We start from the raw sequence: 14532 nt of genomic DNA, 5'->3' as shown, positions 1-14532 counted from the left end.
GACGCTAGTGGAATATATTATTATTCATCAGATACCTTACTGTCTCACAAAAATGTAATAAAAAAGCTTGCGTAACTCGAGTCGCAAGCTTTTTTACGTTGTTCTGCTAAGTTTTGGAAAACGAAAAGCAGATGTGACTTAGATATGAAACAAAAAGCGGTTCATGCTGGGTATTTTCTAAGCTTATCCACGAAGTATGTTAAACTAATAATATAACAAATGTTAGCTGAAGAGTTTCAAATGTTACAGAAGTTGGGACAATCAAATGTAAAAGGAGGAGAGGCTTATGGGAAAGAAAATTGGGATTACCGACACGATTTTGCGGGATGCCCATCAAAGCTTGATGGCGACGCGGATGTCAATTGCCGATATGGAACCGATTTTGCCGGTTTTGAATGAAGTGGGCTATGCGTCCTTGGAATGCTGGGGTGGCGCGACCTTTGATGCGTGTATTCGTTTCTTGAACGAAGATCCGTGGGAGCGATTGCGGACAATCAAGCGCTTGGCACCAAACACACCGTTGCAAATGCTGTTGCGAGGGCAGAATTTATTGGGCTATCGTCATTATGCCGATGATGTGGTGGAGCGTTTTGTTCAACTGTCGGCGGAAAATGGCATCGATATTTTTCGGATTTTTGATGCGTTGAATGATACGCGGAATTTGGAGATGTCTTTAAAAGCCGTGAAGAAAACCGGCAAGGAAGCGCAGCTGGCGATTGCCTATACGATTAGTGATGTGCATACGGCCGATTATTTTGAAGAGTTAGGTGCTAAATTTGCCGAAATGGGCGCCGATTCGATTTGTATCAAGGATATGGCGGGGATTTTGACGCCGGTGAAGTGTCGCGACTTGGTGACACGTTTGAAAAAAAGAACCGGGTTGCCGATTATTGTCCACACCCATAGTACCAGCGGGATTGCTCAGATGACGTACCAAGCGGCAGTCGAAGCTGGAGCGGCGCGAATTGATACGGCGCTGTCGCCTTTAAGTGAGGGAACCAGCCAACCGCCGACAGAATCAATGGTCTTGAATTTTTTAGAAGAAGGTTACGACCCGGGGTTAAATTTGGAAAAAATGGAAGAGGCAGCCAATCATTTCCGGGGTGTGCGGGACAAGTATTTGGAAAACGGGATCTTGAATGCGAAAATGCTGATGCCTGATCCTAGAGCCTTGATCTATCAGGTGCCTGGTGGGATGTTGTCCAACATGTATTCCCAGCTTAGTCAGGCGAAGGCGGTTGATAAATACGATGAGGTGCTGCAGGAAGTGCCAAAAGTGCGGGCTGACTTAGGATTTCCGCCACTAGTTACACCTTTGAGTCAAATGGTGGGGACGCAAGCGGCCATGAATGTGCTGACAGGTGAACGCTATAAGATGGTGTCTAATGAAGTGAAGGCTTATCTTTTAGGGGAATACGGGAAATCGCCGGTGCCGATTGCCGAAGATTTTATTCAGGAAATGGTAGGGGATAAGCCGCGGATCACCGATCGGCCGGCTAATCATATTCCGCCAGAGTTTGAAACATTGAAAGCTGAGATTGGCGATTTAGCTGCCAATGACGAAGAGGTGTTGATTTATGCCCTGTTCCCGCAGGTTGGCAAAGACTTTTTAGCAAAAAATAATGTAGTTGAAGAACCAGTAAAAACCGAGGGACCGATCAAAGTATTTGGTTATACAAGGAGGTAGTATGGAATTTAATCTAATGGACTCGCTGGAGTTAACCGTTGTTGCCATGGCGCTGGTTTTTCTTGTGCTGGCAGGTTTGATGCTGCTGATGATGGGAACGGCAAAGATTGCCCAAGCGTTTGATAAACCAAGTGAAGAAGTACAGACACCGGAAAAACCTGCTGTCCAAGCGACTGCTGGCAACGATCCAGAACGAGAACGAGTGGCAGTTTTGTGTGCTTTGGCAGAAGCGGCTCAGGAAAACGCAAATAAGCATTATGAAATTGAAAAAGTTGAGAGAATTAAGTAGGGAGATGAATTAATGAAGCACTATGAAATTACGGTAGACGGACAGGTGTACCAAGTCACCTTGAGAGAAATTTCGGAAGCAGAAGCAAAACAGAAAAGCACGGCAGCTCCACAACCAGCAGCACCAGCAGCGGCGCCGGCACAAGCACCAGTCAGCAGCGGCACAGAAATTCCGGCTCCGATGGCGGGCAATGTTTTGTCGATCTTGGTTAAACCTGGAGATCAGGTGAAAACGGGGGATGTGCTGTTGATTTTGGAAGCGATGAAGATGGAAAACGAAATTGTTTCTCCAATGGACGGGGTGGTTTCTGAGGTATTGACGGAAACGGGTCAGACCGTGGAATCAGGTCAGTTACTTATTATGATTTAGCGACGGAGGAAGACGATGATAGAAATTGTACAGCAGATGCTGGAAACATCCGGTTTTGCTAATCTTACATTTAACAACTTATTCATGATTGTGTTAGCCTGCTTCTTCCTTTACTTGGGGATACGCAGGGAGTATGAGCCCTATTTGATGGTGCCGATTGCCTTTGGAATTTTGCTGGTTAATCTGCCGTTGGCGGGATTAATGAGTGAAGCGATTGGCGACAGTCCAGCAGGGTTGCTTTATTACCTGTATCAAGGAACCAATCTAGGGATTTATCCGCCGCTGATTTTTCTTTGTTTAGGGGCATCCACGGATTTCGGTCCTTTGATTGCCAATCCGAAAACAATTTTGTTAGGAGGCGCGGCACAGTTCGGAATATTCGCAGCGTTTTTCTTGGCGACGGCTTTAGGCATGACGCCAGCTGAATCTGGTTCAATCGGAATTATCGGTGGAGCGGACGGTCCGACGGCCATTTTTGTGACAACTCGCTTAGCTCCACATTTATTGTCAGCAATTGCGTTGGCGGCCTATTCTTATATGGCACTTGTACCAATTATTCAACCGCCGATTATTCGCATGTTGACGACAGAAAAAGAGCGTAAGGTAGTTATGACGCAAACCAGAAATGTTCGACCAATTGAAAAAATTCTGTTTCCCATAATTACCACTATCTTTGTCAGCTTGATTGTTCCAAGTGCAACAACATTGATCGGCTGCTTAATGCTGGGGAATTTGATTCGGGAAATCAAAATTGTGCCAAAATTGGCGGAAACGTTGCAAAACTCGTTTATGTATATTGTGACCATCTTGTTGGGAGTGACAGTGGGAGCGAAAGCCGATGGCGATTTGTTCTTGTCACCGACGACACTGAAAATTATGTTCTTAGGCTTGCTGGCGTTTGCGATTGGAACTGCTTCGGGGGTTCTGTTAGGCAAATTGATGTACAAGCTTTCCGGTGGCAAAATTAATCCGATGATCGGAGCAGCTGGCGTTTCGGCAGTACCGATGGCGGCGCGGGTAGTTCAAAAAGAAGGACAAAAAGAAAATCCCGGCAACTATTTATTGATGCACGCGATGGGTCCCAACGTAGCTGGAGTAATTGGCTCAGCTGTTGCGGCGGGTGTGTTGTTAGCCTTTTTCGGGGCATAATGGAAAGTCTTTGTTTGCAGGTTTTGCTTGCAGGCAAGGGCTTTTTTTGTGGAGAATACGAATATGGCATAAGCAGAGATGATATAATTAATCAAAAAAGGGGGCGAAGCTGATGGAGCTTTCAAAGGATAAAGGCAAAATAGCGGAATTGGCTGATGGCAAAGGAGTATTATTGTCGAAAGAAATTTTGCTTGCTGCGGGTTTGGAAAATAAAGAAGACGTAATGATGACGGTGGAAGTGGATGATGTTGGGAAAAAGCGGATCATTATTGAAGAAGAGTCGGTTGATAAGGAAACTTTGCTTGATGAACTAATTGGTATAGTTCAGCTGCCGCAAGATTTTGATCGGAACGAAGCAAGAACTGAAAGAATGCAGCACAGAATGGCAAAATAGGAAAGCTAGATGGTGCTAATATATAGAAACGAGCCTTTGTTTATTGCTTAATCGCAAACAAAGGCTCTTTTTGTGAAAAAGTTATCGTACTCCCTGCAAAATTTTGGTACACTTAGAAAAAGATTTGCTATGAATTAAATGGAAGAAGTGTGGACGATGGAATTAGTTTTAGAAAATATCGCCAAGCAGTTTGATGAGAAGATCATTCTGGACGGGGCAGATTTTACCTTTGAAACCGGCAAGATTTACGGACTGTTGGGTCGAAATGGTGCTGGGAAAACGACGCTGTTTAATTGTATTGCTAAGAATATGACGCTGACTAGCGGACAAATTTTGCTGGATCAAGGGGCAGGGCCGCAGGATTACGACAACACGGATATTGGTTATGTTTACACGATTCCTCATTTGCCGGCTTTTATGACGGCGGTGGAATTTGTTAAATTTTTCATGGATATTAACAAGGATCGTTTGAGAAATCCCAAAACGCCGGCTGAATATCTGGCGATGGTGGGTATCAAAAAAGAAGACCAGCATCGGTTGTTGAAGGATTTCTCTCATGGGATGCAAAACAAGGTGCAGATGGTGGTTTCTTTGATGATTACTCCGCCAGTTCTGTTAATGGATGAACCGTTGACTTCTTTTGATGTGGTGGCTGCGCATGAAATGAAGGAACTGATTTTGGCAGCGAAGAAGGATTCGATTGTCATTTTCTCCACCCATATTTTGCAGTTAGCTCAGGATTTGTGCGATGAGATTGTTTTATTGAATCATCATCAGCTGCAGCCGATCCCGTCGGAAAAAATTCACGACGCTGATTTTGAAGAGGAAATTATTCAGCTGCTGCGGGACCCGCAGGAGGAGAAATAGCGTATGGGTGAGATTGTTCGAATTTCCTGGATCTTTTCGGTGATAAAAATAACTCAGAAGGTCAATGGTTTGCTGTACTATTTGCGGAAGCTGCCGTTGATCGGGAAGAAAATCCCAGGCGGCGTGTTTCAAAGCTATGGACTGAAGAAAGTTCTAACAGTTTTGCTGTATATTTGGAAAGTCGGCTTCAGCTTGGGTGCCAAGTTTTTTTGGCTGGGACTAAACTATCTGCTGGTCTTTTTCATCATTAAGCTTACGTCTGGCGAGACATTGCGACTGTGGCCGCTAGATCCGTTCCTCTTAAGGCAGGGCTTTCTGTTTTGGGCGAGCTGGATGGTACTAGCCAGTATTTTTGATGGTATTTGGTATTCGCTGGATAACAATGAAGTCAGCTTTATGGAGCAGTTTTTGCTGCCGCGGGTGCGCTTTGTCCGAGGACGGATTTTGTTACTAAATGTCGTGGAAACCGTGAAATATTGGCCGGCATTCTTGCTATACGGAGCATTTTTGGATCAGTCCTTGAGTGTGCTGGTTGTAGGTAGTCTGTGTTATTTGGTACCGACAGTGTTTTTCATGTGGTTGGGACGAATGATTCATACTAAAACGCCGAGTCAGCTGCGGGGAATTGGCTGGTCGATTGTTTTGGTTTTAATCCTGTTGGTGGGTGCTGATTTGTGGTTGGACAAAGCGGCGGTCGTAGGTACAGGGCTGTTGCATCCAATTAATTGGCTAGTTTTGGCTGGTTTGCTGATCTTTTTCGGTCACAAATTTTTAAATTATTCAGATGAAAATGATTACTTGATTTGGCAGGTGGAGCGGGTGCACAAAACTGCCGAAGCTGCGCCGGCAGCTAAAAATGCCCAGTATTTAGGTCAGGGCTTGTCAATGCAGAAAAAGCTGGAGCTGGATGCCACCAGCAATGAATCACTTTCCGGCAGTCAATATTTAAATGATTTGCTGTTTAAACGATACCGCCGAATTTTAACAAGAGGTTTATACATTCGTCTAGCGGTTGTCGGGGTCGTTTGGCTAGGAGTGATCATTCTTTCCTTTTTGGGGCTTTTAAGTGGGCTGAAGGAGGAAGACCTAATCGGCTTTTTGCCTTTGCTGTTTTTCACGATGTATTTAGCTACTTTTGGGAAAATTATTGTGCAAATGGCCTTCGTCAATTGTGATATGGCGATGCTGTATTATCCTTTTTATCGAGAAGCATCGACGATTTTGTCCGGATTTATGTATCGCTTTAAGAAAACCTTGTTTTATAATGGATCGATTATTGCGGGGATTCTGTTGATTTTCTTGACCTTTGGCTTGTTGAATCCAGGTATTTTATCGCTGCAATTTTTCGCGGTGCTAGTGTTGCTGCTGTTCAGCTTGGCGGTGCTGTTTTCTTTTCACGAGCTGTTCATTTATTATTTGCTGCAGCCTTTTACTAGTGAAATGGAAGTGACCAATCCATTGTACAAAATCATTTCCGGAGTTTTCTACGGGATTGCTTATGCGAATCTTCAGATAGACGTGACTGGGTTGAGCTATGCGCTGTTGGTGTCCGCGGTTAGTCTCGTGTATATCGGGATTGGCTTGGTGCTGCTATGGAAGAAGGCGCCTAAGACGTTTCGGATTAAAGAATAAATAGGATGCAAATGCGAAAGCGGGTAACAAGCTTTCGCGTTTGCTTTTTTAGTTGGCAAAAATAATCATTTTTCTTCAATTAATTCCGGTAAATCAGTGACACGTTATCGACTTTGGGATACAATTGATAAAAATGACACGGGTGTCAGTGGATCACGGGGAAGGGAGCAAGGTATGAAGGTTGGGTTTATCGGAGCCGGAAAAGTTGGGTGTTCGTTAGGAAGCTACTTTCGAGAAAAAGGATTTGAGCTGTCAGGGTTTTACAGTCGTCAGTTAGAATCGGCGAAATTTGCGGCGGAGTTGAGCGACTGTAAAGCTTTTTCCGATCTGGAAGAACTGGTTGCAGCGAGTGATTGGCTTTTTTTGACGGTTTCTGATGCGCAGCTTTTGACGATTTTTCAGCAGGTACAACCGTTTTTGCGTTCGGAGATGGTAGTTTTTCATTGCTCGGGCGTGGAAAGTTCGCAATTGTTGGCAATTGATCCGGCACGGGAATACCGTTTGTTTTCCTTTCATCCTTTGCTGGCTTTTCCGAATCGGCAGACACCGGTTGCGGCCATCGAGCAAGCCTTGTTTACGTTGGAAGGTGACGACGCCGGGTTTGAAGAAGTGTATAATCAGCTGGAAAAATTAGGCAATTCGATTCAACGGATTGAGGCGGAGCAGAAGATTCGTTACCATGCGGCATGTGTGATGTGCAGTAATTTGGTAAATGGGCTGGTTTACAAGAGCCAGCAGCTTTTTCAGCAGGCAGGCTTTTCAGCTGAAGCGGCTGAAATTGCTTGGAAGAATCTTTTTTTAGCGAATGCTCAGAATATTGCGGCGACTGATGCAGTTAGTGCCTTAACTGGGCCGGTGGAACGAGCTGATTTACCGACGGTTGAGAAGCATTTGAGCCAATTGGAAGGAGACCAGGCGGAAATTTACCGGGATTTGTCGCAGGTTTTAGTAGAAATGGCGGAGATCAAGCATCCGGAAACAGATTATTCTCAAATAAAGGAGCGATTCAATCAATGAAAAATACGACAGCGAGTTTACAAAAGCAAAAGCAGCAGCAGGAAAAAATTTCGATGCTGACGGCTTACGATTATACGACGGCCCGATTAGTAGATAAAGCCGGAATTAACGCGATCCTGGTGGGAGATTCTTTAGGCATGGTGATGCTGGGGTACGAAAATACCTTGGCAGTGACGATGGAGGACATGATTCATCACTCAAAAGCGGTGGCACGAGGAGCGAAAAACGCTTTGGTAGTGACGGATTTACCGTTTCTATCCTATCATACTTCTATTGAAGAAGCAGTGCTCAATGCGGGGCGCTTGTTAAAAGAGGGCGATGCTCAGGCAGTGAAGTTGGAAGGCGGCGTCGAGTTTGCGGAAGTCATTCAGGCAATTACGCGGGCTTCGATTCCGGTAATGGGTCATGTCGGATTAACACCACAATCGGTGCATTCTTTTGGCGGCTTCAAAATTCAAGGGAAGACCGAAGCGGCTGCGCGTAAAGTGGTCCAAGATGCGTTGGCGGTTGAGGCGGCGGGCGCTTTTGCGATAGTTTTAGAAGGTGTTCCGGAAAAATTAGGGCAATTAATTACCGAACTTTTGACAATTCCCACAATTGGTATTGGGGCTGGGCGCTATACCGATGGCCAGGTTTTGGTATATCAAGATATGCTGGCGATGTACGATGGTTTTCAGCCAAAATTCGTGAAGCAATACGCGGCGATCGGTGAGGATATGGTGGCGGCCTTTGCAAATTATCATCAAGAAGTAGGTTCGCAAGCTTTTCCGGCGGATGAACATGTTTTTGCTATTCAGTCGGAAGTGATGGACACGTTGCGTCAGGAATTTGGTGAAGCAAAATGAAGCTGATAACAACGATTAAGGAAATTCGTGAAATTGTGTCCGAATGGAAAAAAGCGGGAAAGACTGTGGGGCTGGTACCCACCATGGGTTACTTGCATGAAGGACATCAAAGTCTGATTCGTCAGGCCCATGCTGAAAATGATAAAGTGGTGGTTAGTGTCTTTGTCAATCCGACGCAATTTAGTGCTAATGAAGATTTGTCCAGCTATCCTCGCGATATTGAAAACGATCTGGAAAAAAGTCATGAAGCTGGAGCTAGTTTGATTTTTCATCCGGAAGTCAGTGAAATGTATCCTGATGGCTTCAACACGTACATCGAAGCTTTCGGTGTGACGGAAGTGCTGGAAGGGGCTAGTCGACCGACGCATTTTCGCGGGGTGACGACAGTTGTCGGAAAATTGTTTAATATTGTTCAACCGGACCGGGCGTATTTTGGTCAAAAGGATGCCCAGCAGGCGGCCGTGATTGAACAAATGGTGCGGGATTTGAATTTTCCGGTGAAGGTGGTTTGTTGTCCGATTATTCGGGAAGAGGACGGCCTGGCTAAAAGCTCCCGTAATGTTTATTTGTCTGAAGAAGAACGGGAAGCGGCGCTGGTTCTTTCGCAATCCCTAAAGCTGGCTAAGAAAATGCTGGAGCAAGGAGAGAAGTCGGCTGAGAAAATTAAGCAGACGATGACGGAAAAAATCCAGCAGGAACCGTTAGCGGAGATTGACTACATTAAAATAGTTGATCATCGCAGCTTGCAGGATGTGGCTGTGATTGAAGCTGCGGTACTGATTCCTATTGCGGTTAGAATCGGGAATACTCGATTGATTGATAATTTTGTTTTTGGGGAATAGTGAATTGGAAGACCTTAGGCTGCTAAGGTCTTTTTGTTATTCCCATTCATCTTCTACATCTTCTGACTTTTCTTCACCACGAACTTCCTCATCCGATAAGTAATCCACCTTCATGGCAATTCTTTTTTCTGCCTCCAGCTCGACAATTTGATCTAATAACTGATCATTTTGCTGAATGAGACGTTGATAATCCTCAATTAGTTGTCGATAATTTTCGGTATCAAGTATTACAGCAACGGCTTTGTTGTTGTTAAGAACATAAACTCCGTTGCGACTCGTTTGGGCTTTTTCGATCGCGGACATGGGTGATTTCTTTAGGTCGGAAATGGAAACCAGTTCATTTTTAATTGCGTCAAGCATTCAAAAGACCTCCTTTTAGCCTTATTATAGTACGAATAATAACTATTTAAAAGCTGTTATTTCATCAGAAATCCGTATGCGACTGATTGTATTCTCACCTGTATTAAAACATTCTCATTTAAACTAAACTACATCCATTAATTTCTCATTAAAAAGAATCTGAGAAGCCACTCATACCAGACCCTCCTAAGCAGATTTCCACTTTCCTTGCAACTATTCTCTCCTAATAGCTAAAAAAATCTTGCTTTTCTTGACGATTTCGCCTAAAATTTACCAATGAGAGGGATAATGAGAATCATTATCAGTTAAATAGGGAGTGATTCGTTGAAAAAAGGATGGATTATTGCGCTTTTATTCCTCTTAAGCGGTTTCTCGATTTTTCTCGGAGTGAAGGATTTGGCTTTGCAGGGATTGCTTGCTGGGGAGCAGCAGCAATGGTTGGTTTTGGCGACGACGCGGATTCCGCGAACGGTTAGTTTGATTTTAGCCGGCGCCACCATGAGTATCTGCGGCTTGATTATGCAGCATTTGACGCAAAACAAATTTGTTTCGCCAACCACAGCAGGCACAATGGATAGCGCGCGGCTGGGAATTTTGATTGTGATGCTGTTTTTGCCAAATGCATCAACACCGATGCGGACATTGGCGGCTTTTGTCTTTGCCTTTTTAGGCACGATGGTGTTTCTGGCTTTGAGTCGGCTGCTGCCGGCGAAAAATCCGGTGTTCTTACCATTGCTGGGTGTGATGTTTGGCAATATTGTCGGCTCGGTAGCGACCTTTTTCGCTTATCAGTTTGAGCTGATTCAAAATATGTCTTCTTGGCTGCAGGGGAATTTTTCGCTGGTGACCAAAGGGAACTATGAGCTGTTGTATCTGACGATTCCACTGTTTATCGTCATCTACCTTTTTGCTTACCTTTTCACAATTGTAGGTCTGGGGGAAGATGTGGCAGTAAACCTTGGGATCAATTACCGGTTAGCCCAAACCTTTGGCATCGCTTTAGTGGCAGCTGCCAGTGGATTGGTTCTAATCATGGTAGGAACGGTGCCGTTTCTGGGAGTCATTGTCCCTAATATTGTCTCGCTGGTTTTTGGCGATCATGTGAAGCAGACGCTGTGGATCACGGCAGTATCAGGCAGCTTATTCTTAATGGTTTGTGATATGATTTCCCGGATTGTGATTGCACCTTACGAAGTGCCGGTCAGCTTGACGGTTGGCGTGTTAGGCAGTGTGATTTTCATTTACCTGCTGGTTAGGAGGCGACAGGCGTGAAGGCTTTCCCTCTGAAAAAAGGAACCACCTTAGTTTTACTGGCAATTTTGGCGCTGGTGTTGTGCGCCATTTATTTAACCTACAATACTTATGGCAATTTTCAGTTTGCCTGGATGCTGCGGGGGAAAAAGGTAGCGGCCTTTTTACTTGTGGCTTTGGCAACGGGCATGGCGACAGTGAGTTTTCAAACCATGACCCAAAATCAGTTTTTAACCCCGAATATTTTAGGCTTGGATTCGTTGTATGTCTTAATCCAAACCGTTTTGTTTTTTGTGGTCGGCGGGGTGAAGATGCTTTCGCAGGAGCAAACGCCGTTGTTTCTAGTGAGTATTTTGCTGATGGCGTTGCTGAGTTTGTTGCTGGCAAACGTACTATTAAAGCGGCAGCAAAATGACTTGTTTATCCTATTAATGCTGGGGATGATCTTCGGCACTTTGTTCAGCAGTACAAGCAGTTTTTTGCAGGTGATGATGGACCCTAACGAGTACGATTTGCTGCAGGGGCGGCTGTTTGCCAGCTTCAGCAACATCAATACCAACCATTTGGCGATTGCGGCTGGCATCATTTTGATCGGTTCTCTACTATTATATAGGTTGAGTTCTTACCTGGATGTGTTGCACCTAGGTGCCGATCAAGCGGCGAACTTGGGGGTGTCGGTCAATCGGTTTCAAATCTTGATTTTGTTTTTAGTCAGTTTGTTGACGGGAACGGCGACGGCTTTGGTGGGACCGATCACCTTTTTAGGTTTTATTGTGGCCAACATTGCGTATCAAATGATGCCCACCTATCGCCACAGGTATTTATTTCCAACGGCGGTTTTGCTGGGAATCAACTTTCTGGTGGGCAGTCAGTTTTTAGTGGAGCAGGTGTTTCAGCTGAAAACGACGGTAAGTGTGGTGACGCAGTTTGTCGGAGGCGTGTATTTTATTTGGAAAATTATTCATGAGAGGAGACGGCAAGGATGATCGACGTAAAGGATGTTTCGAAGAATTATGGTAAGAAAAAAGTGATCTCAGAAGTGCGCTTGCCGATTAAGGAAAAGCAGCTGACTGCCTTTATTGGGCCAAACGGGGCGGGGAAAAGTACCTTGTTGTCGATGATTAGTCGGTTGATCGATGCCGATGTGGGCCAGATTTATTTGGATCACAACGAGGTCAAAGCGTGGCGCTCCAATGAATTGTCGAAAAAGCTGTCGATTCTTAAACAGAGCAACGGCTTGAGTTTGCGGATTACCGTTCGTGAATTGGTGAGCTTCGGCCGGTTTCCTTATTCCAAGGGTCGCTTGACGAAAGAAGATCAGCGCTTGATTGATCAGGCGTTGACTAAGCTGGGTTTGGATGAAATGGCCGATGATACGATCGATACATTGTCGGGGGGCCAATTGCAGCGGGCCTATATTGCCATGATTTTAGCCCAAGATACCGAGTATATTTTGCTGGATGAGCCCTTGAATAATTTGGATATGAATTACGCGGTTCAGCTGATGAAGACCTTGCGGCGTTTGGTGGATGAAGAGCAGAAGACGATTTTGCTGGTGATCCACGACATTAATTTTGCCGCGAGTTATGCGGATGAGATTGTGGCTATGAAGGCAGGGCAGATTTTTGCCCACGGCACTACCGATGAAATGATTCAGCCGAGTGTGTTGAATCATTTATATGAAATGGACGTCAAAGTTTGCGAGCTTGAGGGCAAGCGGTTTTGTATGTATTTTAATTAAATTGGAGGAAAAAAGCGTGAAAAAATATATTGTGAGTTTGTCAGTTGTGTTGTTAGGATTAGGTTTGGCAGGGTGCAACTCGGGAAATGACGCCACCACAGATTCCAGCGGCGGAGCGACAGCTCAAAGTAGCGTAGCCAAAGTGGAAACATTGGAAGTAACCGACAGCAACGGTACAGTAACTGTTCCGAAAAATCCGGAAAAAGTCGTAGTATTCGACAACGGTTCATTGGATACGATTGATGCCTTGGGTGCTGGCGACAGTGTGATTGGGGCGGCAACTGACAACTTGCCAGCTTACTTGGAAGACTACAAAGATGTGGATTCAGCTGGGGGAATTAAAGAGCCTGATTTGGAAAAAATCAACCAAATGCAGCCAGACTTGATCATTATTTCTGGTCGTCAAAGTGACTTCCAAGATCAGCTGAAGGAAATCGCACCAACTATGTACTTGGCAGTGGATCCAACCGACACTTGGAATTCTATTCAGCACAATGTGGAAACCTTAGGCCAAATCTTCGATAAGGAAGATGAAGCCAAGGAACAATTAGCCGATCTGGAAACTAGCATCGAAGAAACGAAAACTAAAGCAGCCGACAGCCAAGACAAAGCATTGACGGTTTTAGTCAACGAAGGTGAGCTTTCAGCTTACGGCAAGGATTCACGTTTCGGGATTATCTACGATACCTTTGGGTTTGCGGAAGCCGACGATGCGATCGAGGCTTCAACTCATGGACAAAGTGTTTCCTACGAATATGTGTTGGAAAAAAATCCTGATGTTCTATTCGTAGTTGACCGCACTAAAGCGATTGGCGGAGATGACACCAACAACAAAGTTGCTGACAATGAATTGGTTGCTGAAACAACGGCCGGTAAAGACGGTAAAATCATCAGCTTGCAGCCAGATGTTTGGTACTTAAGCGGCGGCGGATTAGAATCTGTTAAGTTGATGTTGGATGATGTGAATAAAGTATTTGAATAAAAAGCAGCCGCGAACAGCGAGGAAATTCCTGGCAGTTCGCGGCTATTTTTTCTATTTTAATAATTCTCGGCGCAGCTCGTGGATAAAATGTTCAATCGATTCTTCATTCAAAACATAGTAGGCTTTATTTTTTTTCTCGATTTTTACAAAACCGGAATTCAGCAAAGCATTCATATGATGAGAAATAGTCGCAGGCGCTAGGTTCAGATGCTCCGCCAGTTCTAAGTTGTAGCTGGGCTTTTCTTTTAAGTAGGCTAGGATTTCCAGCTTGGTTTTGTCGCTAATCGCCTTGAGCCCCACCAATAGATCTTCCTTAGAAAGTGCCGAGTTACCGCCGCTTCGCTGAACATGATCACACAAAAGGCCGTAATAGCACTGATTTTCAAGAATTAATACCGACATAGGCACCGCTAAGGTTGGGGTGATCGTAGCTGCCAGCTCTAAATTTCTGGTCATTTGGCGTAGAAATGACTCATTTTGCATATTTTGCTGGTATTTTTCCAGTAAAGGAGCCAAATCATTTTCCACCGCAGCCTTCGCCGCCTCAAAAGCCGGCAGATTGGTCTTCACTGCTTCAATCAAGCCCGCCAAAATAGGTCTAGGCTGCTGTAGGAGATTCGTGATCTGCCATTTTACGCTATCAGGAAATTCCAGCTGGCCCAACTGCTGGATCGCCTGAAGAGTCGTTGCATTTTCTGGCGGCTCCTCGTCATGTATATACAGATAGATGAAGGAAATGATCAGCTGCTGCAGCTGGGCATCACTCATGGTGGAAAGTTCATCATTCCAGAAAGAATAGCGGAAAAGTAAAAATGCCAAGGTGATTAAGTAATCCGTTTCCACTTCTTGGAAAAAAAAGTCACAGGCAGTCGGTATTCGCTGCTCCTCAAAGCGTGAATAATACGCTTCGATGACGGGATAATGTTTTTCGTAAAAGCTCAATCCATCCAACCCCAACTCATCCAAATCAGCCAGCGTTTCTTGCTGGGCTTTTTCGTCAAAAGGGGTCTGATACAGCAGGAAAAAAGTTTCAAAGTAAGGATTTAATTGATTATTAATCGGCAAGGAAGTCATGCGTGTTTGCTCCTTTGAATAACTAGTTATATC

16 protein-coding genes are annotated in these 14532 nt (G+C 44.8%); 14 read left to right on the top strand and 2 right to left on the bottom strand.

The genetic code is table 11. The features are described from left to right. Nucleotides 1-286 precede the first annotated feature (286 nt). From JZO70_RS17995 to panC, 10 genes are all read left to right on the top strand, one after another. Nucleotides 287-1687 (top strand): pyruvate carboxylase subunit B, encoded by a 1401-nt coding sequence (locus tag JZO70_RS17995; protein ID WP_207675061.1) that lies wholly within the window; start codon nucleotides 287-289, stop codon nucleotides 1685-1687. 1 nt (nucleotide 1688) lies between these two features. Then, nucleotides 1689-1976 carry an OadG family protein gene (locus tag JZO70_RS17990; protein WP_207675060.1) on the top strand — a complete coding sequence of 96 codons (288 nt, stop codon included), beginning with the start codon at nucleotides 1689-1691 and terminating at the stop codon, nucleotides 1974-1976. A 12-nt stretch (nucleotides 1977-1988) separates the two neighbouring features. Further along, the gene (locus JZO70_RS17985) at nucleotides 1989-2345 is read left to right on the top strand and encodes a biotin/lipoyl-containing protein (protein ID WP_207675059.1); all 357 of its coding nucleotides are present in this window, start codon (nucleotides 1989-1991) and stop codon (nucleotides 2343-2345) included. A 15-nt stretch (nucleotides 2346-2360) separates the two neighbouring features. After that, entirely contained in the window at nucleotides 2361-3494 is a 1134-nt protein-coding gene (locus JZO70_RS17980) for a sodium ion-translocating decarboxylase subunit beta (RefSeq protein ID WP_207675058.1), read from the top strand. 112 nt (nucleotides 3495-3606) lie between these two features. Continuing rightward, nucleotides 3607-3888 (top strand): hypothetical protein, encoded by a 282-nt coding sequence (locus JZO70_RS17975; RefSeq protein ID WP_207675057.1) that lies wholly within the window; start codon nucleotides 3607-3609, stop codon nucleotides 3886-3888. Between the two features lie 156 nt (nucleotides 3889-4044). Beyond that, entirely contained in the window at nucleotides 4045-4755 is a 711-nt protein-coding gene (locus tag JZO70_RS17970; RefSeq protein ID WP_207675056.1) for an ABC transporter ATP-binding protein, read from the top strand. 3 nt (nucleotides 4756-4758) lie between these two features. Next, nucleotides 4759-6387, top strand: a complete 1629-nt coding sequence (locus JZO70_RS17965; RefSeq protein ID WP_207675055.1) for a hypothetical protein — start codon at nucleotides 4759-4761, stop codon at nucleotides 6385-6387. Between the two features lie 174 nt (nucleotides 6388-6561). After that, nucleotides 6562-7404 (top strand): Rossmann-like and DUF2520 domain-containing protein, encoded by an 843-nt coding sequence (locus tag JZO70_RS17960; RefSeq protein WP_207675054.1) that lies wholly within the window; start codon nucleotides 6562-6564, stop codon nucleotides 7402-7404. After that, nucleotides 7401-8249 (top strand): 3-methyl-2-oxobutanoate hydroxymethyltransferase, encoded by an 849-nt coding sequence (panB, locus tag JZO70_RS17955; RefSeq protein ID WP_207675053.1) that lies wholly within the window; start codon nucleotides 7401-7403, stop codon nucleotides 8247-8249. Before JZO70_RS17960 ends, panB begins: the two co-directional genes overlap by 4 nt. Further along, nucleotides 8246-9091, top strand: coding sequence for a pantoate--beta-alanine ligase (gene panC, locus JZO70_RS17950; RefSeq protein WP_207675052.1), 846 nt, complete (start codon nucleotides 8246-8248; stop codon nucleotides 9089-9091). Before panB ends, panC begins: the two co-directional genes overlap by 4 nt. Nucleotides 9092-9127: 36 nt before the next feature. On the opposite strand, the gene JZO70_RS17945 is transcribed toward panC, so the two are convergent. Then, nucleotides 9128-9451: a type II toxin-antitoxin system Phd/YefM family antitoxin gene (locus JZO70_RS17945; RefSeq protein ID WP_207675051.1), complete on the bottom strand. Its 324-nt coding sequence runs from the start codon at nucleotides 9449-9451 to the stop codon at nucleotides 9128-9130. 324 nt (nucleotides 9452-9775) lie between these two features. On the opposite strand from JZO70_RS17945, the gene JZO70_RS17940 reads away from it, so the two are divergent. From JZO70_RS17940 to JZO70_RS17925, 4 genes are read left to right on the top strand one after another with little or no spacing between them, the layout of a single operon-like run. Then, nucleotides 9776-10723 carry an ABC transporter permease gene (locus JZO70_RS17940; RefSeq protein WP_207675050.1) on the top strand — a complete coding sequence of 316 codons (948 nt, stop codon included), beginning with the start codon at nucleotides 9776-9778 and terminating at the stop codon, nucleotides 10721-10723. Continuing rightward, on the top strand, nucleotides 10720-11688 hold the full coding sequence (locus JZO70_RS17935) for an iron chelate uptake ABC transporter family permease subunit (RefSeq protein ID WP_207675049.1): 969 nt from the start codon (nucleotides 10720-10722) through the stop codon (nucleotides 11686-11688). Before JZO70_RS17940 ends, JZO70_RS17935 begins: the two co-directional genes overlap by 4 nt. Next, nucleotides 11685-12443 carry an iron ABC transporter ATP-binding protein gene (locus tag JZO70_RS17930; RefSeq protein WP_207675048.1) on the top strand — a complete coding sequence of 253 codons (759 nt, stop codon included), beginning with the start codon at nucleotides 11685-11687 and terminating at the stop codon, nucleotides 12441-12443. The genes JZO70_RS17935 and JZO70_RS17930 overlap by 4 nt, the downstream gene beginning before the upstream one ends. Nucleotides 12444-12459: 16 nt before the next feature. Then, a complete protein-coding gene (locus JZO70_RS17925; protein ID WP_207675047.1) occupies nucleotides 12460-13425 on the top strand; it encodes an ABC transporter substrate-binding protein in 966 nt (321 codons plus the stop codon). A 51-nt stretch (nucleotides 13426-13476) separates the two neighbouring features. Here JZO70_RS17925 and JZO70_RS17920 read toward each other — a convergent pair whose 3' ends face one another. Further along, a complete protein-coding gene (locus JZO70_RS17920; protein WP_207675046.1) occupies nucleotides 13477-14499 on the bottom strand; it encodes an ArsR/SmtB family transcription factor in 1023 nt (340 codons plus the stop codon). Nucleotides 14500-14532: the final 33 nt, after the last annotated feature.

The organism is Candidatus Enterococcus moelleringii, from assembly GCF_017377575.1.
Classification (GTDB): Bacteria; Bacillota; Bacilli; order Lactobacillales; family Enterococcaceae; genus Enterococcus_A; species Enterococcus_A moelleringii.
This window is presented reverse-complemented; position numbering and strand designations above follow the sequence as displayed.

What these genes read in the sequence shown, in the direction of transcription:
- JZO70_RS17995 (WP_207675061.1), top strand. Translation starts at nt 287, where the DNA reads ATGGGAAAGAAAATTGGGATTACCGACACGATTTTGCGGGATGCCCAT.
- JZO70_RS17990 (WP_207675060.1), top strand. Translation starts at nt 1,689, where the DNA reads ATGGAATTTAATCTAATGGACTCGCTGGAGTTAACCGTTGTTGCCATG.
- JZO70_RS17985 (WP_207675059.1), top strand. Translation starts at nt 1,989, where the DNA reads ATGAAGCACTATGAAATTACGGTAGACGGACAGGTGTACCAAGTCACC.
- JZO70_RS17980 (WP_207675058.1), top strand. Translation starts at nt 2,361, where the DNA reads ATGATAGAAATTGTACAGCAGATGCTGGAAACATCCGGTTTTGCTAAT.
- JZO70_RS17975 (WP_207675057.1), top strand. Translation starts at nt 3,607, where the DNA reads ATGGAGCTTTCAAAGGATAAAGGCAAAATAGCGGAATTGGCTGATGGC.
- JZO70_RS17970 (WP_207675056.1), top strand. Translation starts at nt 4,045, where the DNA reads ATGGAATTAGTTTTAGAAAATATCGCCAAGCAGTTTGATGAGAAGATC.
- JZO70_RS17965 (WP_207675055.1), top strand. Translation starts at nt 4,759, where the DNA reads ATGGGTGAGATTGTTCGAATTTCCTGGATCTTTTCGGTGATAAAAATA.
- JZO70_RS17960 (WP_207675054.1), top strand. Translation starts at nt 6,562, where the DNA reads ATGAAGGTTGGGTTTATCGGAGCCGGAAAAGTTGGGTGTTCGTTAGGA.
- panB (WP_207675053.1), top strand. Translation starts at nt 7,401, where the DNA reads ATGAAAAATACGACAGCGAGTTTACAAAAGCAAAAGCAGCAGCAGGAA.
- panC (WP_207675052.1), top strand. Translation starts at nt 8,246, where the DNA reads ATGAAGCTGATAACAACGATTAAGGAAATTCGTGAAATTGTGTCCGAA.
- JZO70_RS17945 (WP_207675051.1), bottom strand. Translation starts at nt 9,451, where the DNA reads ATGCTTGACGCAATTAAAAATGAACTGGTTTCCATTTCCGACCTAAAG.
- JZO70_RS17930 (WP_207675048.1), top strand. Translation starts at nt 11,685, where the DNA reads ATGATCGACGTAAAGGATGTTTCGAAGAATTATGGTAAGAAAAAAGTG.
- JZO70_RS17920 (WP_207675046.1), bottom strand. Translation starts at nt 14,499, where the DNA reads ATGACTTCCTTGCCGATTAATAATCAATTAAATCCTTACTTTGAAACT.